Source organism: Kibdelosporangium persicum (assembly GCF_013280595.1).
GTDB lineage: Bacteria > Actinomycetota > Actinomycetes > Mycobacteriales > Pseudonocardiaceae > Kibdelosporangium > Kibdelosporangium persicum.
The window spans coordinates 57,902-80,870 of sequence record NZ_JAAATY010000015.1; the positions used below are offsets into that span (position 1 = coordinate 57,902).

Consider the following 22,969-nt stretch of genomic DNA (forward strand, 5'->3'; position numbering starts at 1 on the left):
CCGGGTTCTGACCCGGCTAACCGCTCACGAGGGGTGACCAGGGGTTTCAGGCGACGGGCTGCTGGGCCTGGGTCTGCCCGCGCGCGGCCCGGCCACGCAACACGTCCACCCGTTCGGAGCCTGGACGGCCGAGTACCCAGCTCGAGCCCGGGACGGCCTTCGCCTGCTTCTTCAGCGGAGCCAGCCGGGCGGACGCCTCACGGTAGGACGAAACGCTGTTCACGCCGCAGACCAGGGCCGCCAGCGAGACGGTGACCGGCATGCCCTCGGCCGACCACTCGGTGTCCAGCAGCACCCCGGCCAGCGCGGAGATCTCGTCCAGGTCGGTGACCAGCAGGAAGTCGTCCCCGCCGACGTGCCCGACCAGGACGTTCGGCATCGCCGCCGCCGCCTCGCCGATCGCCCGGCCGAACATCCGGATCAGGTCGTCGCCCGCGGCGAAGCCGAGCGAGTCGTTGACGGCCTTGAACGCGTCCACGTCCAGCCAGGCGATGACGAACATCTCGCCGTCGGCGATCCGCCGGTCGACCTCACGCGCCACCGCGTCGGTGCCCGGCAGCCGGGTCAGCGGGTTGAGTGAGACCGCCTGCTCGACCTTCATGTCCGCGACGCCACGGATCACGTCGCTGGCCCGCACGACGCCGACACACCGGCCGCTCTCGTCGGTGACCACCACGTCGTCGCCCGTGCGTTCCCAGTCGGTGTCGCCGACGAGTTCGAGCAACTCCATGCCGGTCGCCTCACGGTCGATCAGCAACGGCTTGTCCGCGTGCCGTGCCGCCGCCCGCTTGGCGTGCAACGCGTGCCCGTACGGTCCGGCGACGATCAGCAGGAAGCGGCTGCGGTCGATCGACCACTGCGGCCGCCACATGTCGTCGACCAGCACGACACCGTTGACGTCCGGGCGTTCGGCCAGCGTCGCACGGACCTCTTCGGCGGTCGCGGTGTCCGGGAGCATCAGCGCGGGGTGCAGGAAGTCGGTGACCTTCGGCGGCTTGACCGCCGTGACGCGCCTGCCCGCGGCCTCGGCCAGTGCCTGGGTGCGTTTCGGGTCGGCGATCGACTCGGCGAGGTACTCGCCCTGGGCGACCCGGACGCCGAGCCGGCTCAGCGTGACGAGCTGGTTGTCGTTGGTCACGTTGACCGCGGCGATGCGTGACTCGGTGCGGGACGCCAGGGGCACCAGCGCGTCGAGCATGGCGGCGGTGACCGGGTCGTCGGGGTTCGCCAGCAGCTTGGAGTGCACCTTGAACATGTCCGGCGCGGCCTCGGCCAGCAGGGCGAGCGGTACGTCACCGTCGCCGATGCCGTCCAGCGCGATCCGGAACCCCTCGGCCCGCAGCTTGGCGATGCCCGCCAGCAGGTCCACCCGGCGGGCCTGGCAGAACGGCGTGCCGATCTCCAGCACCACGTCCCGGCTGTGCCGGTCGGTGTGCCGCAGCACGGGCAGCAGGTAGTGCAGCAGTTCGTCGGTGCGTGCCGCGGTCGACGCCAGGATGTTGACGTGCAGCGGGATGTCCGGGTCCTGGTCCTCGGCGGCGAGCAGGGCGTGCCCGGCCAGCGCGATGTCGGTCTGGGTCAGCTGCCCGGCCCGGCTGGCGGCCTTGAACAGGCTGTGGATGGTGCCGGAGGACGGCAGGGGCAGCGCCTCGACAGCGATGACTCGGCCAGTACGGGTACTGAGCAACGGCTGGAACGCGAAGCTCACATCTTGCGTCGCCGACACGCACTCCATACTGCCTAACGGGTTCCGGTTTCGGCAATTTCGTCACCCGTTGTTCATGTTGTGCGTGCGAATAATCACCGATTTGGCGCAGATCAGGCGCATCCGGCTGGACGCGGAGCGGAAGATCCGTATCATGGCGGCCATCGTCGCGGCCGGATCGTCCCGCCCGGAAAGATATCCACGCTGCGCGTCCGGTGGCAGGTCGAAAAACAACTCGAAGAACGCCCGCGTCTCGGCGGCGGACAACGACAACACCATTTCCAATCCCCAGTGCCGCAGGAAGTGCACCAGCCGCGCACGAGCCGGCCACAGCGCCGGCCACGCGTCCTCACCTGCGGCGATCGCCGCGGCGATGCGCGGCGCCAGCCGGAACGCCTCGCCGACGCTGTACCCGGACGCGGGGTGCACGAACCCGGCGGCGGCGCCGAACGGCAGGACCTGGTCCCTTTTCGGCCTCGGCACATCCAGTGGGAAACGCACACGTTCGGCATCCGTGTTGTCGATCTTTATCCCGTACGGAGCGAGGCGTTGCCGTAACGCTTCGCGCAGTGTCTGGAAATCCATCGCCGGGCGGCGCGCCAACGCGGTCTCCTCGAGCAGGACTTTGCCTTGGCCGAGCGGCATCGCGTACAGGAATGTGTTGTGCTCGGTCCGCCAGTCCATGAAGATCGCCTCGCCCGGCGCGACGATCGGCGCGGCGACTTCCTCGGGCACGATCACGCCGTACGCGGTCTGCTCGGCCGTGCCTCCGCGTGAGCCCATGGCGTTGACGACGGTTCTGGCCTTGAACGTGCGGCCGTCGGCCAGCTCCAGCCCGTTCTCGGCGGTGCCGGCCACCCGCCCGGTGATCACGGCGACGTTCTTGGCCAACGCCGCCAACAGCCGGTCGTTGTCGAGGATCGCGTACCGCCGGGCCACGACGTGGGGCTTGTTGGTGTAGGCCCGCACGACCTTCGGCTCCGCGGCCGTGACGTCCGGCGGCAGCATGGCCAGCTCGTCGCCCCACAGCCCGTAGGTCGCCGGCCAGGTCCTGAGGGGACGTGGCGCCACGACCGCGGTCTCCAGGCCGAGCCGGGCACAGTGCGCGGCGAGCGCCCACCCCGACGGCCCGGCGCCCGCGATCAGGACATCGGGCATATCCCGATTGGACCATGGTCGTGCCTGGCCACGGGCCGGGGGATGGCCGAGTACCGTGCTGCCATGAGTGATCCGAGGGAGGAGCGGCGTTCGCACGGAGCGCCGGCGGCAACGTTCGACCTGGCGGCGAGCCCGTTCCGGGTGGACCGGGACCGGGTCGCGGGATCGCCCTTCTTCGCCCGGCTCGGCGGCGTGACGCAGGTGGTGAGCGCCAGCGGCTCGGGCCTGCTGCACAACCGGCTGACCCACAGCGTGAAGGTGGCCCAGGTCGCCAGGGCCATCGCCGAACGGCTGTGCTCCTCGCCCGAGTACGCCGCGGTGATCGACGCCCTGGGCGGCTGCGACCCCGACGTGGCCGAGGCCGCGGCATTGGCCCACGACCTGGGGCATCCGCCGTTCGGGCATCTGGGCGAGCAGGTGCTCGACCGGCTGGCGCGGCACCGCTTCGGCCTGGCCGACGGCTTCGAAGGCAACGCGCAGTCGTTCCGGATCGTCACGACCACGGATGTCGGCGGTCCCTCGGCGGTCGGCCTGGACCTGACCGCCGCGGTGCGGGCCGCGATGCTGAAGTACCCGTGGACCCGGCTGCACCACCCGGAGCCGCATCCCCGGTTCATGGCCGAGCCGCCTCGCGGCGCCTCCGAGCCCGCGGACGCGCCGGGCACCGGGTCCGGCAAGTTCTCGGCCTACGTGACCGAACTGGACGATCTGGAACAGGCGCGTGCGCCGTTCGAAGGCCGCCTGGCCGACTGGCAGCAGACCATCGAGGCGTCCGTGATGGACACCGCGGACGACATCGCCTACGCGATCCACGACATCACCGACTTCCACCGGATCGGCGTACTGCAGCACGCGCCCGTGTCGGCGGAGCTCGGCCAGTGGCAGGCGAACTCGGCGACGCTGGCGTCGCTGTCCGATGAGGAGGTTCGCGGTCAGGAACGGCTGCCCGGGCGGTCCTTGGAGCTGTTGCGGCGCCGGATGCACGAGAAGGACTCGTGGATCGTCAACGACGACGCCTTCCACGCCGCCGTGGCCCGGGTCCGGGCCGAACTGGTGGACGAGCTGCTGGCGGCCCCGTTCGACGGCTCGGTCGAGGCGGAGCAGGCGGTCGCCCGGTTCTCCATGCGCTGGACGTCCCGTCTCGTCGAGGAGATGTCCGTGGTGCTGAAGCCGCCCACGCGGTCGGGACACGTGATGCTGGGTGGCGAACAGTGGCACGAGGTCCAGGTGCTGAAGTTCCTGCACCGGCGGTTCGTGTTGCTGCGGCCGGATCTCGCGTTGCACCAACGTGGTCAGGCCCGGCTGGTGTCGCAACTGGTCGAGGCCTTGGACCAGTGGCTCGGGGACCGCTACGAGGCCGACCGCCTGCCCCGCCGGCTGCATGACCTGGTGGAGCTGGCGACTTCGGAGTACGAGGCCCTGGCCCGCTCCGAGCCGGCCGTCCTTGTCGGCGCCACGGGAGACGCGCCGCAGGGCCGGGATGCCGTGCACGCCTTGGCCCGTGGCCGCGCTGTCATCGACTTCGTGGCTTCCTTGACCGACAAGCAGGCCGTGACGCTGATGGACGCGCTGTCGGGCCGTAGCGCCCAGCCGTGGTCTGACGCCTTTGTTCTTTGACGGGCATCGGGTTCGAAACAGTGTCGTAGCCGGGCGACCGCCGTCGTGAGTGCCGAAATCGGCCTACCGACGAAAGTATGGTGCTGTCAGCGAGTGACGGCTGTTGGTGACCGAGTCACTCATACGGCTGCTATTCCCTGAGTAGTCCCTGGCCATAACGTCTGCGCGATCCGGGGTCGACCCGGGCTCGTCCGCGTGTGTCGGGGCACGCGTTGAACCGCTGGGAGGGGACTAGTGCGTGCGCCCATTCGGCCGAATCGAAGATTGTTGGCCGCCTGCACGGGAGTTTTACTTTCGCTGAGCATCGTCACGCCTGCCGTGGCCGGACCGGATCCGGCGAGCAGGGCCGCTGACAACGCCGCCGCTCAGATTTCGGCGCTGCAGGAGCTCAAACGCTCGCAGACGCCGGTGGAAGCCAAGCTGGACACCACGTTGCTCGTCGCCAAGCGCGGCGCGGAAGCGGCCGGCCGGGGGCTGCGGGCCGCTGTTCCGGCGCTGCAGACCGGTGTCCCGGCCGACAAGGTCACTGTGGACATCCGGGGCAGCGCCTCGCCGGACCTGCTCGGTCATCTGCGCAAGGCCGGCGCCGAAATCCGGGCGGTGTCCGAACACTACGGCTCGGTTCGCGCCGAAATCCCGGTCAGCGCGATCGAATCCATCGCCGCCCGCAAGGACGTGAAGTTCGTCGAGCCCGCAGTCGGGGCGATGACGGCACGGCAGCTCGCCACGCCCGCGGACGACAAGGCCAAGAAGCCGGGCAAGGACGACAAGGCCAAGCAGGTCGCCGAGCGGACCAGGCAGGCCCTGTCGGTCAAGGCCGAACCCGTGGTCAGCGAAGGCGACCGCGCGCACAACGCCGACAAAGCGCGCCAGCAGTTCGGGGTCACCGGCGTCGGCGTGAAGATCTGCGCGCTGTCCGACGGCATCGACTCGCTCGCGGCCTCCCAGGCCGCGGGCGAACTGCCCGCTGTCGACGTCCTGCCTGGTGAAGCCGGTTCCGGTGACGAGGGCACGGCGATGCTGGAGATCATCCACGATCTCGCGCCCAACGCCCGGCTCGGGTACGCCACCGCGTTCCGGTCGGACGCCAGTTTCGCCGACAACATCCGGAAACTGCGGTTCGACGCCAAGTGCGACATCATCGTCGACGACGTCATCTACTTCAAGGAATCGGTGTTCCAGGACTGGATCATCGCCCAGGCGGTGAACGACGTGACCGCGGACGGCGCGCTGTACTTCTCCTCCGCGGGCAACGAGGGCAACGTCGGCGACGGCACGTCCGCGCACTGGGAAGGCGACTTCGTCGACTCCGGTCTGGCGGTCGGCAAGTGGGCGGGCACCGCGCACAACTTCGCGGGCGCCAACGGCGTGCAGATCTACCAGCCGATCTCGGACGCCTCCTCGCGCAACATCCCGGTCCTGCTGAACTGGTCCGACCCGATCGGTGCCTCGGCCAACGACTACGACCTGTACCTGTTGGACCGCAACGGAAACGTCGTCTCGGCCAGCCAGAACTTCCAGGACGGCACGCAGGACCCGTACGAGCGGGTGCAGACACCGCTGGCCGGCGGGACCGGCCTGCGGCTGGCGATCGTGAAGTTCAAGGGCGAGAACCGGTACCTCTCGCTGTCCGCGTTGCGCAGCCGGTTCAAGGACACCGCGGGCGTGCTGACCGCGTACACCACTCCCGGTGAGATCTTCGGCCACGCGGCGGCCAAGAACGCCTTCGCGGTCGCGGCGGCCCCGGCCGCCGACGCTTTCGGCCGTGACCTCGAGCCCGGCGACCCGGCCAACCCGGCGGGACCGTTCCCCGGCTCGTTCGGGCCCGGTTCCCAGGTCGAGCGGTTCACCTCGGACGGCCCGCGCCGGATCATCTACCACGCCGACGGAACCCAGATCACGCCGGGCAACGTCTCCTCGACCGGGGGTGAGGTGCGGCAGAAGCCTGATCTCACCGCGGCTGACGGCGTGGCCACGACAGTGCCGGGGTTCGAGCGGTTCTACGGCACCTCCGCCGCGGCTCCGCACGCCGCGGCCATCGCGGGCCTTGTGCTGTCCGGAAACCCGGGCCTCGCGCCGGCCGATGTCCGGGAGGCACTGATGAACACGAGTGTCGACATCGCACAGGCCGGGTTCGACAACCGGGCCGGTGCCGGAATCCTGGTGGCCGACCGGGTTCTCGGCTACACGGGCGCGAGCCCGCAGCCGCTGGCCAAAGCGCAGGCGCCTACCGTGCGCGCCAACGACGGCGGCAACTTCCTCGACCCGGGCGACACCGCGACGGTCACCCTGCCGGTGACCAACCGTGGTGACGGTCTTGCCGCGTCGACGAGTGTCGTGCTGACCTCGCCCACGGCCGGTGTGACGATCTCGCCGCGGTCGAAGTACTACGGCTCGATCGACAAGGGGCAGACCGCGGTCAACAACTTCACGCTGACCGTGCCGGCCGGCCACCCGCTGGGCACCCCGGTGGTGCTGGACGCCAAGGTGACCTTCGCCGGTTCGCAGTCGCCGACGACGGCCAGGTTCCCGGTGAAGATCGGCCAGCCGTCCACTGTGGTGCACGACTTCGCCTACACCGGTGGGCCACTGGCGATTCCGGACAACGACCCGACCGGCGTGACCGTGCCGGTCGAGGTTTCCGGCATCGGTCCGGCCAGCCGCGTGACGTTCTCGATCGACGGCACGCAGTGCACCACCGACCAGGGCGCGACCGGAGTCGGCATCGACCACACCTTCGTGGGCGACCTGGTCGGCACGTTGCGTTCACCGACTGGTGCCACGGCGACGTTGTTCTCCGGCAACGGGTCCAACGGCAACAACATGTGCAAGGTGGTCTTCGACGACACCGCCGCACAGGCGTTCCGCGGCGTCGTGGCCGACCAGGCGCCGTACACCGGCAGCTGGCGGCCGAACCAGCCGCTGGAGGGCGTGCTGGGTGCCGCCGACGGCACGTGGACGCTCCATCTGCGGGACACGGCCGGACAGGACACCGGCTCGCTGCGTGCGTTCTCACTGCACGTGTCGGGTTTCGTGACCGCCGGTAGCTGATCACCGGGTGGGGCCAGGTTTGTCCTGGCCCCACCCTCAGTGGTGTTCCGCGTGCCGAATCTCGTCACGAAGGTCGCGGTACTTCACCCATTCGTAGACGATCAGGCCGGCCATCAACGCCGTCAGCACAGCGAGGCTCGCCATGGCGGGCAGGTTCGCGACCAGTGGGACCAACGCCAGCAGCACCACACCGAGGATCACCCGCTGTGCCTTGAAGGTGCGGATGCACCGCCACGCCACGGCCGCGTAGCCGAACATGAACAGCGAGACGCCGCCGTACATCGCCCACAGCGGCGGTCCGTAGAGCGGATCGGCCAACGTGTGGCCGTTCTCGCCGCCGACGTAGCCGACAACCTTCTTCAGGCCCAGTGCGAGCATCACGATGCCGACCAGCAGCGGCAGGTGCAGGTAGGTGAACGCGGTACGGCCCATGCTCACCCGTTCTTCGCCCTGGGCATCGGACAGCGCGCGTTCGCAGATCATCACGTGCGTGTCGAAGTACGACCACCACAGCGACGCGGCGATGGTCAGGCCGAGGATCGCCGCCACGATGATCGGCCAGGAGATCGCCAGGTGCGTCACACCGACACCGATCGCGACGATCGACTCACCCAGCGCGATGATGATGATCAGCCCGTGCCGCTCGGCGAAGTGCTTGGCCGAGTTCAGCCGCCAGCCGGACGCGCCGATCAGGAACGTGCCGCCGTAGTCGGCCAGCACCGCGGCCGCCCACAGCGCCGTCTGGGCCGCGCCGGACAGTTGCGAGCCGATCGCGAGCAGTGCGGTGCTGCCGATCACAGAAGGCACGAACCGGACGATCTGGGCACGCAGGGCCGTGTCGTCGTCCGCGGCGATCCAGAACAGCCAGACGTGCACCGCGCGGACCAGCAGGTAACAGAACGCCAGCACCAGCGGGCCGTCCAGGCCGCCGGGCAGGTCGTCGAACGCCTCGGGGATGGCCAGCGCGAGCAGGAACATGGCGGCCATCGCGACGAGCATCGCGGTGCGCGCGGGCCCCTCGTCCGCCTTGACCAAATTGGACAGCCACGAGTAGCCGACCCACGACCACCAGATCACGCTGAGCAGCAGTGCTCCGCGCAGCAGCCCGTGCCACGTCGGCGTCTCCGCCATCAAGGCCGTGACCTGCGTCAACGCGAACACGAAGACCAGGTCGAAGAACAGCTCGAGATTGGTCGCGGTGGAACTCTCCTCGTTGCGTTCCATCCGGCGGCGCAGCGGCTTGTTCATGGCCGAAATAGTGACATGAACCGGATCAGTGCGACCTCCGGTGTGATGATCTCGGGACCCGCCGGGGCGGCGCGGTTCGCGCTCCGGGCAGGGGCGGCCGTGAACTCGCTGGCGCTCCGGCGGCCGGACCGATCTGTCCACTGTGGACGTTCTTGCTCCGGTGGTCGCTGTGACCTGGCCGGGGAGGTGCTGATCGTGGCCGGGGAAACTCGTTAGCCCGGGTCAGTACAATGGGACTGTGGTCGCCACCGCGTGCCACCCGTCTATGGAGCCTTACTGGTGATCACTGCTATCGATCTGGAGCTGCGTGCTGGCTCACGCATCCTGCTCTCGGAAACGACGCTGCGAGTCCAGCCTGGCGATCGGATCGGGCTGGTCGGCCGCAACGGCGCGGGCAAGACCACCTCGCTGAAGGTGCTCGCCGGCGAGGGCCAGCCCTACGGCGGCACGGTCCGGCGCACGAGCGAAGTCGGCTACCTGCCGCAGGACCCCCGTGAAGGTGACCTCTCCGTCACCGCCAAGGACCGTGTGCTCTCCGCGCGTGGCCTCGACCAGTTGCTGCGCGAGATGGAGAAGGCGCAGACAGCGATGGCCGAACTGGTCGACGAGCGCGCCAGGGAGGCGGCGGTCGTCAAGTACGGCAGGCTGGAGGAGCGGTTCGCCGCACTCGGTGGGTACGCCGCCGAAAGCGAGGCCGCGCGGATCTGCAGCAACCTCGGCCTGGCCGACAGGGTGCTCGCGCAGCCGTTGCGCACGCTCTCCGGTGGTCAGCGCCGCCGGGTGGAGCTGTCCCGGATCCTGTTCGCCGCCTCCGATGCCGGTGCGGGCGGCAAGTCGAGCACGATCCTGCTGCTGGACGAGCCGACCAACCACCTCGACGCGGACTCGATCACCTGGCTGCGCAGCTTCCTCAAGTCACACGACGGTGGACTTGTGGTCATCAGCCATGATGTAGAACTTCTTGACGCCGTGGTGAACAAGGTCTGGTTCCTCGACGCCAACCGCGGCGAGCTCGACCTGTACAACATGGGCTGGAAGAAGTACCTCGAAGCCCGTGCCACCGACGAGAAGCGCCGCCGCCGCGAACGCGCCAACGCCGAGAAGAAGGCCGGCGCGTTGCTCGCCCAGGCCGACAAAATGCGGGCGAAGGCAACAAAGGCCGTCGCCGCGCAGAACATGGCCAAGCGCGCGGAGAAGCTGCTGGCCGGTCTGGAGCAGGAACGGCAGGCCGACAAGGTCGCCAGGATCAAGTTCCCGGAACCCGCGCCCTGCGGCCGGACTCCGTTGACCGCCGAGGGCCTGAGCAAGTCGTACGGTTCGCTCGAGGTGTTCACCGGAGTCGATCTCGCCATCGACCGCGGCTCCAAGGTCGTCGTGCTCGGCCTGAACGGCGCGGGCAAGACAACGTTGTTGCGGCTGCTCGGCGGGATGGAGCAGGCCGACGCCGGGACTGTCCTACCGGGACACGGGTTGCGGCTGGGCTACTACGCGCAGGAGCACGAGACGCTCGATCACGACGCCAGCGTGTGGCAGAACATCCGGCACGCCGCCCCGGACACCCCTGAGCAGCAACTTCGTACGCTGCTGGGCACATTCCTGTTCTCCGGTGAGCAGTTGGACCAGCCCGCGGGGACGTTGTCCGGCGGTGAGAAGACCCGGCTCGCGCTGGCCGGCCTGGTGTCCAGCGCGGCCAACGTGTTACTGCTCGACGAGCCGACCAACAACCTCGATCCGGCCAGCCGGGAACAGGTTCTGGACGCGCTGCGCCGGTATTCGGGCGCGGTGGTGCTCGTCACCCACGACCCCGGCGCGGTCGAGGCGTTGGAGCCCGAGCGCGTGATCCTGCTGCCGGACGGCACCGAGGACCATTGGTCGGCAGACTATCTCGAGTTGGTCCAGTTGGCCTGAATCCCGCCCTGGTGCGCCCCGATCATCGGTGATCCACTCGGATGGAGTAGTGCGAGTGGGCGACTTCATGATGATTTTTCCAACTCGCCTGGCGTTCCGCGCTTCCGTGTTCGATCATTGCGGTCGCAGGGGTCGCTGTGACCCTAGTTACTCGCTACGGAAGGCGGAGACGTGGCTGACCTCAAGAAGGGCGCGCGCATTACTGGAAGTACGCGCGACAAGCTAGCCGCTGATCTGAAGAAGAAGTACGAAAAGGGCGCCAGCATCCGCGCTTTGGCGGAGTCGACGGGGCGGTCGTACGGATTCGTGCACCGGGTTCTGTCGGAGTCCGGGGTGCAGTTGCGTGGCCGAGGCGGCGCCACGCGTACCAAGAAGAAGTAGCGACTGTCTGGTTGTTCAGCCAGCGCACTCGTGTGTTTCACCGAGCCGGGACTGTGTCCACATCCCGTGGTTCGGCCGATCGGGACGCGGCCCGTTCGGCCACCGCGAACGTCATCGCGGCTCCCCACAACACGAGTGGGTAGACCAGGTAGCCATAGCGGCTGGCCGGGACCATCAGGATCGCGGCGCCGAGGCCGATCGCGGCCTTGAGCATCGTGGCCGAGCCGGTCGCCGGTGGGCGCACGAACAGCCAGATGGTCAGCGCCAGCGCGATGAGCCCGAGCAGGACGAGTGCGACCACGTGTCCCACTTGGCCGGTGCTCGCGATCAGATGACCAGGCAGCGGGCTCGCCGCTGGTGACGTGATCATACCCGTCCCGGACGGGAACTTGATCACGTGCTCGACGAAGGCTCCCGGGTGGACGATCAACACCGGGACGTTCAGCAGCGCGGTGACCCCGATGATCGCGGTGCCGAACCCGAGCAACGACGTGCGGCCGGCCCTGGTGGTGACCACGTAGAAGATGATCACCACCACGGCCGGCAGCGCGCTGAGTTTCATGCTCACCACGACCGCCAGCACGGCCGCGCACCAGAGGGACTTCCCGCGCACGGCCAGCGCGCCCGCCAGGACGATCAGCCCGATGATCGCCAGGTCGGGGCCCGCGACGGCGAAGGTCAACGCGGTGAGCGGGCTGACCACGGCCAGATGCGCCGCTCGGACCGGCACTCGCGGCCGGCCGAGCAGCCGGAGGCTGATCATGATCGTGACGAGGGTGACCAGCGCGAACATGATCCGCGCGTCGGTGATCGCGCCGGAGCCCAGCAGTGCCCTGGGGAAGCCGAAAACCGTCATCGCGGGCCCGTAGGGCGTGTAGTCGTTGACCTCGGGCGGCCTGGGCAGTGCCGCGATGTCCACATAGGGTGTTCCGGTGTCGAACAGCAACTGAGCCGACCGTTCGATCACCCAGACCTCCGGCTGGGCGGCCCACTGGAACGGTCTGATCACCCAGTCCGAGCCGGTCAGCCTGCGGAGGACCAGCACGACCAGCGGCGCGACCATGCCGACGCCGCCCACCACGCCGACCGGGATCCAGCGGGACCGCAGTCTGCCGCCCCGGGCGCTGGTCAGCAGGAAGATCGCGTGCGCGGCGCCGAACACATAGGCGACCGAGGCGAAATTGCCCCAGATCCGATAGCCGTAGAACTCCGACCACAGCGCCGTCGGGATGGCGAACGCGGCACAGCCCAGGTAGATGGCGATGTCCATCCCGAGCACCCTGCGCCGATCGCCCACAGCGAAAACTCTACCGATCCGGGAAGTGACGGCCGTTCACGGGTGTTGAGTCCGCCAGAGCAGCGTGAGGAGTGGGCGGCGTGGACGGAACCTGGGGTCTGATGATGGGCGCGGCACGCAGTGCCGACGCACCAAAGGGCGTTCGGAAAGGCACAGTACGGCGCGTCCTGCGTTTTGCGAAACCGCACCGGAAGCTGCTGATCGCGTTTCTGGCGTTCACCGTCGCCTCGGCAGTGCTCGCGGTGACGACGCCTTTGCTGGCCGGTCGTGTGGTGGACGCGATTGTCGGTGGTCAGGACGCTTCTCTGGTGATTTGGCTGGCCGTGGTGATTGCCGCGCTGGCGGTGCTGGACGCGGGCCTGGGATTGGTCGAACGGTGGCAGTCGGCACGAATCGGAGAGGGTCTCATCTTCGATCTGCGCCGGGCGGTTTTCCGGCACGTGCAGCGGATGCCGGTGGCGTTCTTCACGAGGACCAGAACCGGTGCCCTGGTCAGCAGGCTGAACAACGACGTCATGGGGGCGCAGCGGGCGTTCACGTCGACGCTGTCGGGCCTGGTGGCCAACGTCATCCAGCTCGTGCTCTCGCTCGGCGTGATGCTGACGCTCTCCTGGCAGGTCACCGCGCTGGCCCTGGTGCTGCTGCCGGTGTTCGTGCTCCCGGCGCGCCGGGTCGGCCGCAGGCTGGCCGACCTGCAGCGCGAGGCGTCCGGCCTGAACGCCGCCATGACCACGCAGATGACCGAAAGGTTCTCCGCGCCCGGCGCGACTCTGGTGAAACTTTTCGGGCGCCCGAAAGCCGAGGCCGAGGAATTCGGGACAAAAGCAGGACGAGTACGGGACATCGGGGTCAGGAACGCGATGGCCGCCCGGTGGTTCATGACGAGCCTCACATTGGTGTCCGCGCTCGCGCAGGCCCTGGTGTACGGCCTCGGTGGCTTGCTGGCGATCCGCGGTGAGCTCGCGCCGGGCACCGTGGTGGCGTTGGCCCTGTTGCTGACCCGGCTGTACTCGCCGTTGACCGCCTTGGCCAACGTGCGCGTCGACGTGATGACCGCGCTCGTGTCGTTCGAGCGCGTGTTCGAGGTGCTCGACCTGCCGCCGATGATCACCGAGAAGCCGGATGCCCGCTCGGTGCCCGCCGGTGGCGTCTCGGTCGAGTTGCGGGACGTGCGGTTCGCCTACCCGGCGGCCGAGAAGGTCTCGTTGGCCTCACTCGAGGACGTCGCGGCGCTCGACACCCGTGGCGGCAAGGAAGTGTTGCACGGCATCAGTTTCCGTGCCGAGCCCGGCCAGATGGTCGCGCTCGTGGGCTCGTCCGGCGCGGGCAAGTCGACCATCGCGTCGCTGGTTCCGCGACTGTACGACGTGGACAGTGGGACCGTCCGCCTGTCCGATGTGGACGTGCGGGACCTGTCGTTCGACTCGATCAGGGACACCGTCGGTGTGGTGACGCAGGACGGGCACCTGTTCCACGACACCATCCGGGCGAACGTGGCGTACGCCCGCCCGGACGCGACCGACGAGGAGATCACCTCGGCCCTTGAGCGGGCGCGGCTTTCCGAGCTGATCGCGTCGCTGCCGGACGGCCTGGACACGGTCGTGGGGGAGCGCGGCTACCGGTTGTCCGGCGGCGAGCGTCAGCGGTTGACGATCGCCCGGCTGCTGCTGGCCAACCAGCGCGTGGTGATCCTCGACGAGGCCACCGCGCACCTGGACTCGGAATCCGAGGCCGCGGTGCAGGAAGCACTTGTGCACGCGCTGGAAGGCCGGACAGCGATCGTGATCGCGCACCGGCTGTCCACGATCCGTGCCGCGGACCAGATCCTCGTGGTCGAGGACGGCCGGATCGTCGAACGCGGAACGCACACGGAACTGCTCAACCGTGACGGCCGGTATGCCGAACTGCACAACACGCAGTTCAACCGGGGTTCGTCAGAGTTGCGGGACCCGGGGGCCGTAGAGGTCTAGATAACGCTGGTTGGCCTCGTCACCGCCGGGCACGTTCGAACTGCGCCACAACGGGATCTCGACGCCTTTCGCGGCGCCCTTGTCGACCAGGCGAGCCAGGATGCCGGCCCACAGGAACGCGTTGGCCACAGTGGACAGCGCGGCGGTGACCGGGGCCTCCGGCGGGTAGCTGGAGTCCCCCGGTGCGACGAGGGTGTCGAGCACGATCGAGGCGTTCTCGGCGAGCGTGGTGTCGGCCCGGCGTGGCGCGACCGCGTTCGCCGGGCTCGAGGTGACCGCGACGACCGGCATGCCGGCGTTCTGGGCGGCGATCGCGAGCTCGACCGGGTACGGGTTGACGCCCGAGGTGGAGAAGACCACGAGCACGTCGTGGCCGCTGAGCTCGACCTTGCCGAAGACCTCGTCTGCCAGGCCGGTGAGCCGCTCGGCGCTGGTGGAGGCCCGGCCGCCGTGCAGCGGCTGGATCTGCGGGTGGTACAGCGGATACACGCAGGCCAGACCGCCCGCGCGGTAGAACGTCTCGGCGACGGCGGCCAGACTGTGGCCCGCGCCACCGCTCAGGATCAGCCCGCCCGCCTGGATGCTGCCGAGGAAGAGATCGGCGACGTTGTCCAACGCGTCGGCGTTGTGCTTCTCCACCTGGGACAGGTGATCCCTGACCAGGTTGCCGAATACGGCCATGCTCGCGGTACCTCCTCGGTTGACCTCGCAATGGTCTATACCACTGAGGAGGGGGCGTCAAGAGGCCACCTTCCGGGGCGGTCCGGGCCGTCCCGCGCCCCCTCGTGAGTGTTTATCAGTGTTAGAACACGGATAAACACTCACGAGGGCAGCTGGTCCGGCCTGTCCACATCGGAGCCGTCCGAAACGTCTTCGCACGCCACCAGTTCCGGCTTGTGCCTGCGCAGGTACTCCCTCGCGCCCGCGTCACCGGTCGCCAGTTCGTACACGCCGTCCCAGTGGTTGCGGCCGATCAGCACGGGGTGGCCCGGTTCTCCGTGGTAGCTCGCCCTCAGCAACGCGTCCGGGCTCGCCATCGCTCTCAGTCGCTGGATCGCCTCGGCGCGTATTCCCGGTGTGTCGACGGGGAGCACGATCACCGCGTCGCCCGTGATCGCCTTCAGGCCGACTCGCAGTGACGATCCCATGCCTTGTGGCCAGTCGGGGTTGTCAACGGCGTTGAGGTCCGGTGACTCCGCGCGCACGATGTCCGCGTCCGCTCCCAGCACTGCCAGCACAGGCGAGCAGCCGCCCTGTTCGAGGACTTGTACTGCTCGCTCGACGAAGAGCCGGCCTTGGAAACGGACCCGGGCCTTGGGCATGCCGTAGCGGCGCCCTGCTCCGGCCGCCAGGACCAGGCCCGCGACGTCAGCCATGCTGGGACAGGTGTTCCAGCAGGAGGCGGCTCAGGCCTTCGTCCGCCTGCTCGGGCAGCCAGTGGGAGATGTCCTGGAACATCTCGAAGCGGTAGGGGCCTTCCACCCACTCCCCGGTCGACAGCGCCGCCGTCGAGCCGAATGCCACGTCCTCGGTGCCCCAGACGTAGAGCGTGGGCACCTTGACCTTGTCGGTCCGGCCGCTGAACCTGATGCCTCGGTACCAGTTCAGTGCCGCGACGAGCGCGCCCGGTTCGGCGAGGCGTTCGACGTACTCCCTGACGTGATCACGGGGGACGACACCTTCGTACAGCTGCTTCAGCGCTGCCGCGTTGTTGGCGAGCAGCTGCTTCTCCGCGCCGCGGACGTTCTGCAGCGCCGGGATGTAGGAGGAGCGCTGCTGCTGGTCTTCGTCTTCCCGCACGGCTCTGGCGTAGGCGCCTGGGTGCGGTGTGGAGACCGCGGTCAGCGTCCGGACCCGCTCGGGATGTTCCGCCGCCGTGTGCCAGGCGACGTTGCCGCCCCAGTCGTGGCCCACCAGGTCGAACGCCGGCCAGCCCAGTTCGTCGGCGATCCGCAGCACGTCGCCGGTCAGGTCCTCGATGCTGTAGTCCTCCGGCCGTTCCGGGCGGACGTCGGGGGAGTAGCCGCGCTGGTCCGGCGCGATCGCCCGGTACCCCGCCGCGGACAGCGTCGCCAGCTGGTGTTCCCACTCCGTGGACGCCTCGGGGAAGCCGTGCAGCAACAGCACGCCCCGGCCGTCCTCCGGGCCCGCCGCCAACGCGTCGAACCGGCCCTGATCCGTGCTGATCCCGATGTGCTCGATCACACCCCGAGTATCCCGTACCCCACCCCCACCCCCGTGTCCACCTTTCCAGCACCCCGAGTTACACATTCCGGCACCCCGAGTTACACATTCCGGCACCCCGAGTTGCGCATTCCGGCACCCTGAGATGCCCGAGCCCGGCCGGAGGGGGAACTTCGGGGTGCCGGAAAGGTGGACACGGGGATGATTAGGGTGGCCAAGGTGTCCCGTCCTCACCTGCGTCAGCTCGGTTCCCGCACGCCACGTGCCGTTGTGCTGGTGCTTCACGGTGGCCGTGAGGTCGGTGAAGGGCCGGTTCCCGCGCTGGGCCTCGCCTATCTGCGGATGGTGCCGTTCGCCCATGACCTGGCTCGGCAGCGGGACCTGGCGGTGTTCCTGCTGCGCTACCGGGTTCGTGGGTGGAACGCGCCTCGGCTGGACCCTGTTCAGGACGCTCGCCGGGCGCTGGAGGAGATCCGCCGGCGCCATCCCGGCGTGCCGATCGTCCTGCTCGGTCATTCGATGGGCGGACGGGTGGCGTTCCACGTCGCCGACGACCCGGCGGTCACCGCCGTGTGCGCGCTGGCGCCGTGGTGCACGCCCACTGATCCGGTGGGGCAGCTGGCCGGGCGGTCGGTGTTCATCGCACACGCGAAGCAGGACCGTGTCACCGATCCGCGGGCGTCGCTGGACTACGCGCGGCGGGCCGAACAGGTCACCGAGCGTGTCGATCTGCGCTGGGTCGACGGCGAGACCCACGCGCTGCTCCGCAAGCCCCGGATATGGCATGACCTGGTGCGGAGGTTCGTCGTTGATCAAGTCGAACGTTCGCGCGAGGCGTGACCGTACAACTCCGTAGGGTATGACCACGCAACCTCGGCCTGCGGTCTCACGTCCTTGTGAGCATCCTTGACAAGTCGGGGGACGGATATGAGGACGAGGATGAGCTACGGGCAGCCGTACGGTTCCAGGGACGGTCAGACGCGCGCCTACCCGATACCCGGGCAGGCGCCGCCGGAGTACGACCAGCGTCGTGACCACCGGCAACAACCGCACGGTGGATACCGGCAGCCGCCGCCACCGTACGAGCCACCCGGCCAGCAGGTGCCGCCGCCCGGCGGCCGCCCGCCGCGCCGCAAGCGCAAGGCCGGCCGGATCCTGCTGATCATCCTGTTGGCGGTCGTGGTGCTGATCGCGGCGACGTGGATCTACCTGGAGTCGGCGTTCAACCGGGTCGCCGCGCTGGAGGACTACCCCGGCCGCCCCGCCGCGGGCGCGGGCACGAACTGGCTCATCGTCGGTTCGGACTCGCGGGCCGGGCTGGACACCGAGGACCAGGAACGACTGTCCACCGGCGACGCCAAGGGGCAGCGCACCGACACCATGTTGCTGCTGCACCTGCCGGACAACGAGGAGAAGCCGACGCTGGTCAGCCTGCTCCGTGACTCCTATGTGGACATTCCGGGCAAGGGCAAGAACAAGTTGAACGCGGCGTACGCGCTCGGCGGCCCGAAGCTGCTGGCGCAGACCGTGGAGAAGAACACCAACCTGCGGCTGGACCACTACATCGAGATCGGCTTCGGCGGGTTCGCCAGCGTGGTGGACGCGGTCGGCGGCGTGGAGATGTGCCCGGCCAAGCCGATCAAGGACCCGCTCGCCGGGATCGACCTGCCCGCGGGCTGCCAGGAACTCGACGGCGCCAACGCTCTGGGCTACGTGCGTACCCGCGCGACGGCGCGGGCCGACCTCGACCGCGTGGACCGGCAACGGGAGTTCATCGCGGCGCTGATGGACAAGGTCGCCAGCCCCGGCACGCTGATCAACCCGTTCCGGATGATCCCGCTGCTGGCCGACGCGCCGGACGCGATCACCCTGGGTGAGGACGACCACCTGCACAACCTGCCGGGCGTCGCCTTCGCCATCGCAGGCGCCAGTGACGGCTCGACGGTCAGCACGAGCGTGCCCGTCGGCGACACGCCCACCATCCCGAAGATCGGCTCGGTGGTCCGGTGGGACCAGAAGAAGTCCAAGACACTGTTCGACGCGCTGCGCAACGACACCGCGCTGCCGTCCAGCGTGATCACGCTGCCGGGCGGCTGACATGCTGACGACTGATCGCCTGGTCATCCGGGCGTTCCACCGGGACGACACGGCCGCGTTGGCCGCGTACCGGTCGGACCCCGTGGTGGCCAGGTATCAGTCGTGGGAGACCCCGCTCAGCCTGAAGGACGCCGCCAAGGCGGTCGCCGAGTACGCGGCGGACGATCCGGACATGAACGGCTGGTACCAGTGGGCGATCGACCTGAACGGCGTGCTGATCGGGGACATCGGCGTGAACGTGCACGACAACTGCATGCAGGCCGAGATCGGCTTCACCCTCGCGGCGCAGTACCACCGCAGGGGATACGGAACCGAGGCCGTCGAACGGATCGTCGAGCACCTGTTCGCCGACCGGCGCCTGCACCGGATCTCCGCCGAATGCGACGCCCGGAACGTGGCGTCCGCCCGATTGCTCCGCAAAGTCGGTTTCCGGCAGGAAGGCCTGTTGCGCCGCAACACGTGGACCAAAGGCGAGTGGACCGACGACATGGTCTTCGGACTACTGGAGACCGACCCCCGGTAGAGCCGCCCGCCGGTCCTCAGGCCAGCGCGCCTGCCAGGTCCGGGTAGATCGGCAGCATCTCCTGGACGCCGGCGATCTCGATGGAGCGCAGCACCGGACGCCCGTCGGCCACCAGCCTGATCTCAGTACCCGCCCGCTCACCGCGCTGTCTGGCGTCCAGCAGCACGGCGAGCCCGGCGGACCCGAAGAACGTCACGTCGGTCAGGTCGACGACAACCCTGCTCCCGGTCCCCGCGATCGCCTGGTCGCACGCTTCCGCCAGCACGGGTGCGGTGCTCATGTCGATCTCGCCGGTCACGTGCAGGACGACCGCCGGGCCTTCCACCCGCCGGTCCACCCGCAACGAGTCGTCGGATGTCGAACCTTTGCTCACAGCGGTGTTCTACCGCAGCCCGTGCGGGCCGCTGTCCTGGGGTGGCTCGCCCGCCCGGTTCAGCTTCGACAGCAGCCGCTCGAAGAACTCGTCGTCCACGTCCGCCGTCTCCGGCTCGGCCGGCCCCGCGCTGGCCGGCGGCTTGCGGCGCTCCCGGCGGGGCAGCGGGACCGCTGAGGCGTTCATGCCCGTCGGCAGGCCCAGTTCACACCAGATCAGGTTTCCGCCGCCCTGGAGCGACATCACACCGGCCTTACGGCCTTCCAGCGTCTCGGGCAGCACCGGCGGCATCAGCGCGGCGTCCTCGACCTCGATCACGAGGGCGTCGCCGTGCAGTCGTAACCGCAATGTGATGAAACCGGGTACCTTCGAGTCGTCCTGCTGCACCACGGCGTGCACCAGCTCGCACGCCACGTGGCTCGCCTCGTCCTGCAGTTGCCGCAGCGACCACTCGGTGAGCGCGAACTTCACGAACATGTCCGCGCAGTTCACCGCCGTTGGTAACGCGACCAGTCGCAGGTCATCGACCTGCGTCGTCTGCGGGTTCACCCTGCTGCCTCCTCGCGCGCGTCACCCGAACGGCCGTATCTTGCCAACATAAACTCGCGTTGCGGTAGCCAGGGTTATCCAATTCTTGCCGAGGTGATCGGTTTTGATCCGCGCCATTGGTCTTGTGCTGCACCCCCGCCGGGATTGTGTCCCGGTGATCGAGACGATCACTTCGTGGGCACGGGCCCGGCAGACCGAGGTGTTCGGCCTGGCCGAGGAAGTCGTCCGGGCCAACGGCTTGGTCAAGCCGGTGACCGAGGACGAACTGCCCGAGCGGGCGGATCTTATCGTCAGCCTCGGCGGCGACGGCACCATGCTCCGTGCCTTCCGGCTGGGCGGCAGAATCCCGGTGCTCGGGGTGAACCTGGGCAGGCTGGGTTTCCTGGCCGAGGTCGACGTCCCCGAACTGGGCGGCGCGCTGAACGCCATCGACGACCACCGGTTCACCGTGGAGACCCGGTCCGGGCTGTGCGCGACCATGGGGGACCAGGACATCGTCGCCTTCAACGACATCGCCCTGGTCAGGGTGCCCGGTCAGGGCATGACCGAGGTGGTGCTGCACGTCGAGGGACATCCGTTCGTGGAATATGCAGCGGATGCCGTAGTGGTGGCCACGCCGACCGGTTCGACGGCGTACAGCTTCGCCGCGGGCGGCCCGATCGTGTCGCCGAGGGCGGAGGGCCTGCTGGTCACCCCCGCGGCGCCGCATTCGGCGTTCAACCGGGCGCTGTTCCTGTCGACGAGCGAGAAGCTCGCGCTGGAGGTGGCGCCGGGCAGCGGCGAGGTGGCGCTGGAGGCGGACGGCAGGCTGGTCGGCCCGGTCCAGCCGGGCACGATGATCGACCTGACGGCGCTGCCCGGCGCCGCCCGGGTGGTGCGGCTCGGCCGGACCACGTTCTACCAGCGCACCCAGCGCAAGTTCCGGCTGATCGGCTCGGCCACGAGCGAGGACTTCATCTGCTGAGCCGCTTTGGTCACGGCTTGTCGAACACCAATGTCACTTATGGTGTTCACTTCGCTACCGTAGGTACACGCTCACCTCGGTGAGCGGTGAGTACGCGTGCTACGACCGCGCCTTGGCGGTGGCGCGGTCGCTGGCCTTGCGCACCGCTTCGACCAGTTCGTCCTTGCTCATCCTGGAACGCCCCGGCACGTCAAGGCGTTTCGCCAGTTCGTACAGGTGTTCCCTGCTGGCGTTGGCGTCCACGCCACCCGCGCTCTCGCCCTCGCGTTCGCGGTAGCCCGCGGCGGCCTGCGGGTCCGACGGGCCCTTCTCCTGCTTGGGCTCCCAGTGGTCGCCGACCTTCTCGAACGAGTGCTTCAACGCCGCGAAGGCCGTGCGGTGGGCACGTTCGCCCTCGCCGTACGTCTCGACGGCCGAGTCGTGCGCCGCTACCCAGGTGTCCTGCGCCTTCTTGGGCGACCTGCGCACCGTGCTCGGCAACTCATCCTTGCCGGGCATGGGTTTTCACCTCCATCAACTGCCACGCCGCGGCGAGCACCTCGTCGGTGGTGACGCCCAGCAGCGCTGGGTCCGGGTCGTCGGCGAACGGCTCGCCACGGCGGAGATCTGCTCGTGTCAGAGCGATGTGCGGACCGCCGGCCGGTGGCCCCCACCGTTGCGGTCCCAACGGTCCGAAGAGGACGACGGACGGCGTCCGGTACGCGTAGGTGAGGTGGGCGATCCCCGTGTCGGCGGAGATCACCAGGGACGCCTGCGACACCAACGCGGCCAGTTCACGCAGTGACGTCGTCAGCACGACCGCCGGATCCAAAGAGGACATTTCGGCCAGCTTGCGGGCAAGGGGCCGTTCGGCCTCGGAGCCGGTGATCACGACCTTGCCGCCGAAAGCACGAGCGACTTCGGCGTAGCGGTCAAGCGGCCAGTGCCTGCTGCCGTACGCGGCGCCGGGGTGGATCACCACCGCGCCGGGCGCGGGACTGTCCACGGGCGGGCGCCGCAGGTACAGGTCCGCGGGGTCGGTCCGAAGCCCGGCGGCCGCCAGCATCCGGCACCACCGGGCGCGTTCGTCCATCTCCTCGACCCACCGAGGGCCACGCCAGCCATGGCCGGCGTGGCCGATTCGGTGCGCGGGTCTGAGGTTGTCCAACAGGATGTTGCTCTGCGGTCCCGCGCCGTGCAGGTTGATCGCCACGTCCGGGCGATAGGCCCGTCGGCTCAGCGGGACCAGGCCGGGAGTGGGCAGCAGCTCGTCGGCACAGCCGGTGAGTTCCACCAGCTGCCGCAGCCACTCGGGTGCGGCGAGCACCACCCGTTGGGACGGCCAGTGGCCGCGGATCGCGCGGAGCGCGGGCACGGCCACCAGCAAGTCGCCCAGCTTCAGGGCACGCAGGACGAGGATCATTCGCCCCGCTGCGGCGCGCGGTCGACGTCACCACGCCACGCGCCGGTCTCCTGACCCCGGCTCTCGATGAACTCCTTGAACCGGGCCAGGTCGCCCTTGACCTTGCGGTCGATCACGCCGAGCCCGGCGCCCACCTTCTCGGTGAACGTGTCCGGGTCGTACTCCATCTGCACGTTCACCCGGGTGCTGGTCGCGTCCAGGCGGTGGAACGTCACCACACCGCCCTGCTGCTGGCCGTCGACGGCCCGCCACGCGACGCGCTCCTCCGGGTGCTGCTCGGTGATCTCCGCGTCGAACTCCCGCTTGACGCCGCCGATGTTGGTCTCCCAGTGCGTCATCGTGTCCGTCACCTGGACGACTCGTTCGACGCCATCCATGAAGTACGGGAACGACTCGAACTGTGTCCACTGGTTGTACGCGGTGGAAACCGGGACGCGCACGTCGATCGATTCCTGAATGGTCGTCACTTTCCAGTGCCTCCAGTGTTGTCCATTTCCCCTACCTCTGTGGGCTACCCGATCGCGGCGGGTTCACACCGGCCG

The 22,969-nt window shown here is 69.0% G+C and carries 21 protein-coding genes; 9 read left to right on the plus strand and 12 right to left on the minus strand.

What is annotated here, in order from left to right:
• Positions 1-46 precede the first annotated feature (46 nt).
• A complete protein-coding gene (locus GC106_RS25315) occupies positions 47-1,735 on the minus strand; it encodes an EAL domain-containing protein (RefSeq protein WP_173135598.1) in 1,689 nt (562 codons plus the stop codon).
• Between the two features lie 33 nt (positions 1,736-1,768).
• Positions 1,769-2,863: a lycopene cyclase family protein gene (locus GC106_RS25320; RefSeq protein WP_173135601.1), complete on the minus strand. Its 1,095-nt coding sequence runs from the start codon at positions 2,861-2,863 to the stop codon at positions 1,769-1,771.
• Positions 2,864-2,926: 63 nt separating this feature from the next.
• On the opposite strand from GC106_RS25320, the gene GC106_RS25325 reads away from it, so the two are divergent.
• Together GC106_RS25325 and GC106_RS25330 are read left to right on the plus strand one after the other, a co-directional pair.
• Positions 2,927-4,480, plus strand: a complete 1,554-nt coding sequence (locus tag GC106_RS25325) for a deoxyguanosinetriphosphate triphosphohydrolase family protein (RefSeq protein WP_173135604.1) — start codon at positions 2,927-2,929, stop codon at positions 4,478-4,480.
• 234 nt (positions 4,481-4,714) lie between these two features.
• Positions 4,715-7,531, plus strand: a complete 2,817-nt coding sequence (locus GC106_RS25330) for a S8 family serine peptidase (RefSeq protein ID WP_173135607.1) — start codon at positions 4,715-4,717, stop codon at positions 7,529-7,531.
• Between the two features lie 36 nt (positions 7,532-7,567).
• Here GC106_RS25330 and GC106_RS25335 read toward each other — a convergent pair whose 3' ends face one another.
• Positions 7,568-8,779, minus strand: a complete 1,212-nt coding sequence (locus GC106_RS25335) for a low temperature requirement protein A (protein ID WP_173135610.1) — start codon at positions 8,777-8,779, stop codon at positions 7,568-7,570.
• A gap of 279 nt (positions 8,780-9,058) precedes the next feature.
• Between GC106_RS25335 and GC106_RS25340 the strand changes: the two genes are divergently transcribed.
• Both GC106_RS25340 and GC106_RS25345 read left to right on the plus strand, forming a co-directional pair.
• Entirely contained in the window at positions 9,059-10,687 is a 1,629-nt protein-coding gene (locus tag GC106_RS25340) for an ABC-F family ATP-binding cassette domain-containing protein (protein ID WP_173135613.1), read from the plus strand.
• A 171-nt stretch (positions 10,688-10,858) separates the two neighbouring features.
• Positions 10,859-11,068, plus strand: a complete 210-nt coding sequence (locus GC106_RS25345) for a helix-turn-helix domain-containing protein (RefSeq protein ID WP_033391619.1) — start codon at positions 10,859-10,861, stop codon at positions 11,066-11,068.
• 37 nt (positions 11,069-11,105) lie between these two features.
• Here the strand turns inward: GC106_RS25345 and GC106_RS25350 are convergent, their stop codons facing one another.
• Complete coding sequence (locus GC106_RS25350; RefSeq protein ID WP_312872836.1) at positions 11,106-12,365, minus strand: glycosyltransferase 87 family protein; 1,260 nt, start codon at positions 12,363-12,365, stop codon at positions 11,106-11,108.
• An 80-nt stretch (positions 12,366-12,445) separates the two neighbouring features.
• On the opposite strand from GC106_RS25350, the gene GC106_RS25355 reads away from it, so the two are divergent.
• Positions 12,446-14,335, plus strand: coding sequence for an ABC transporter ATP-binding protein (locus tag GC106_RS25355; protein ID WP_173135616.1), 1,890 nt, complete (start codon positions 12,446-12,448; stop codon positions 14,333-14,335).
• Here the strand turns inward: GC106_RS25355 and GC106_RS25360 are convergent.
• The 3 genes from GC106_RS25360 to GC106_RS25370 form a co-directional block, all read right to left on the minus strand.
• Positions 14,300-15,016, minus strand: coding sequence for a sugar isomerase domain-containing protein (locus GC106_RS25360; protein WP_173135619.1), 717 nt, complete (start codon positions 15,014-15,016; stop codon positions 14,300-14,302). The genes GC106_RS25355 and GC106_RS25360 overlap by 36 nt on opposite strands.
• A gap of 140 nt (positions 15,017-15,156) precedes the next feature.
• Positions 15,157-15,711 carry a nucleotidyltransferase family protein gene (locus GC106_RS25365; RefSeq protein WP_173135622.1) on the minus strand — a complete coding sequence of 185 codons (555 nt, stop codon included), beginning with the start codon at positions 15,709-15,711 and terminating at the stop codon, positions 15,157-15,159.
• The gene (locus GC106_RS25370; protein ID WP_173135625.1) at positions 15,704-16,540 is read right to left on the minus strand and encodes an alpha/beta fold hydrolase; all 837 of its coding nucleotides are present in this window, start codon (positions 16,538-16,540) and stop codon (positions 15,704-15,706) included. Before GC106_RS25370 ends, GC106_RS25365 begins: the two co-directional genes overlap by 8 nt.
• 198 nt (positions 16,541-16,738) lie before the next feature.
• On the opposite strand from GC106_RS25370, the gene GC106_RS25375 reads away from it, so the two are divergent.
• From GC106_RS25375 to GC106_RS25385, 3 genes are all read left to right on the plus strand, one after another.
• Positions 16,739-17,359: an alpha/beta hydrolase gene (locus tag GC106_RS25375; RefSeq protein WP_312872837.1), complete on the plus strand. Its 621-nt coding sequence runs from the start codon at positions 16,739-16,741 to the stop codon at positions 17,357-17,359.
• 99 nt (positions 17,360-17,458) lie between these two features.
• Entirely contained in the window at positions 17,459-18,616 is a 1,158-nt protein-coding gene (locus GC106_RS25380; protein ID WP_173135631.1) for an LCP family protein, read from the plus strand.
• Between the two features lies 1 nt (position 18,617).
• On the plus strand, positions 18,618-19,139 hold the full coding sequence (locus tag GC106_RS25385; RefSeq protein ID WP_173135634.1) for a GNAT family N-acetyltransferase: 522 nt from the start codon (positions 18,618-18,620) through the stop codon (positions 19,137-19,139).
• 16 nt (positions 19,140-19,155) lie between these two features.
• Here GC106_RS25385 and GC106_RS25390 read toward each other — a convergent pair whose 3' ends face one another.
• Together GC106_RS25390 and GC106_RS25395 are read right to left on the minus strand one after the other, a co-directional pair.
• Positions 19,156-19,512, minus strand: coding sequence for an STAS domain-containing protein (locus GC106_RS25390; protein WP_173135637.1), 357 nt, complete (start codon positions 19,510-19,512; stop codon positions 19,156-19,158).
• 9 nt (positions 19,513-19,521) lie between these two features.
• Entirely contained in the window at positions 19,522-20,061 is a 540-nt protein-coding gene (locus GC106_RS25395; protein WP_173135640.1) for an ATP-binding protein, read from the minus strand.
• Positions 20,062-20,215: 154 nt separating this feature from the next.
• Here GC106_RS25395 and GC106_RS25400 point away from each other — a divergent pair, with 154 nt between their 5' ends.
• The gene (locus tag GC106_RS25400; RefSeq protein ID WP_312872838.1) at positions 20,216-21,025 is read left to right on the plus strand and encodes an NAD(+)/NADH kinase; all 810 of its coding nucleotides are present in this window, start codon (positions 20,216-20,218) and stop codon (positions 21,023-21,025) included.
• 99 nt (positions 21,026-21,124) lie between these two features.
• On the opposite strand, the gene GC106_RS25405 is transcribed toward GC106_RS25400, so the two are convergent.
• From GC106_RS25405 to GC106_RS25415, 3 genes are read right to left on the minus strand one after another with little or no spacing between them, the layout of a single operon-like run.
• Positions 21,125-21,523, minus strand: coding sequence for a ChaB family protein (locus GC106_RS25405; protein ID WP_173135642.1), 399 nt, complete (start codon positions 21,521-21,523; stop codon positions 21,125-21,127).
• Entirely contained in the window at positions 21,507-22,427 is a 921-nt protein-coding gene (locus GC106_RS25410) for a glycosyltransferase family 9 protein (protein WP_173135645.1), read from the minus strand. The genes GC106_RS25405 and GC106_RS25410 overlap by 17 nt, the downstream gene beginning before the upstream one ends.
• Positions 22,424-22,894, minus strand: a complete 471-nt coding sequence (locus GC106_RS25415) for an SRPBCC family protein (RefSeq protein ID WP_173135648.1) — start codon at positions 22,892-22,894, stop codon at positions 22,424-22,426. The genes GC106_RS25410 and GC106_RS25415 overlap by 4 nt, the downstream gene beginning before the upstream one ends.
• Positions 22,895-22,969: the final 75 nt, after the last annotated feature.

Excerpts from the sequence above, each read along its gene's own strand:
- GC106_RS25385 (WP_173135634.1), top strand. The coding sequence starts at position 18,618 with ATGCTGACGACTGATCGCCTGGTCATCCGGGCGTTCCACCGGGACGAC.
- GC106_RS25360 (WP_173135619.1), bottom strand. The coding sequence starts at position 15,016 with ATGGCCGTATTCGGCAACCTGGTCAGGGATCACCTGTCCCAGGTGGAG.
- GC106_RS25405 (WP_173135642.1), bottom strand. The coding sequence starts at position 21,523 with ATGCCCGGCAAGGATGAGTTGCCGAGCACGGTGCGCAGGTCGCCCAAG.
- GC106_RS25320 (WP_173135601.1), bottom strand. The coding sequence starts at position 2,863 with ATGCCCGATGTCCTGATCGCGGGCGCCGGGCCGTCGGGGTGGGCGCTC.
- GC106_RS25325 (WP_173135604.1), top strand. The coding sequence starts at position 2,927 with ATGAGTGATCCGAGGGAGGAGCGGCGTTCGCACGGAGCGCCGGCGGCA.
- GC106_RS25335 (WP_173135610.1), bottom strand. The coding sequence starts at position 8,779 with ATGAACAAGCCGCTGCGCCGCCGGATGGAACGCAACGAGGAGAGTTCC.
- GC106_RS25410 (WP_173135645.1), bottom strand. The coding sequence starts at position 22,427 with ATGATCCTCGTCCTGCGTGCCCTGAAGCTGGGCGACTTGCTGGTGGCC.
- GC106_RS25315 (WP_173135598.1), bottom strand. The coding sequence starts at position 1,735 with ATGGAGTGCGTGTCGGCGACGCAAGATGTGAGCTTCGCGTTCCAGCCG.
- GC106_RS25365 (WP_173135622.1), bottom strand. The coding sequence starts at position 15,711 with ATGGCTGACGTCGCGGGCCTGGTCCTGGCGGCCGGAGCAGGGCGCCGC.
- GC106_RS25380 (WP_173135631.1), top strand. The coding sequence starts at position 17,459 with ATGAGCTACGGGCAGCCGTACGGTTCCAGGGACGGTCAGACGCGCGCC.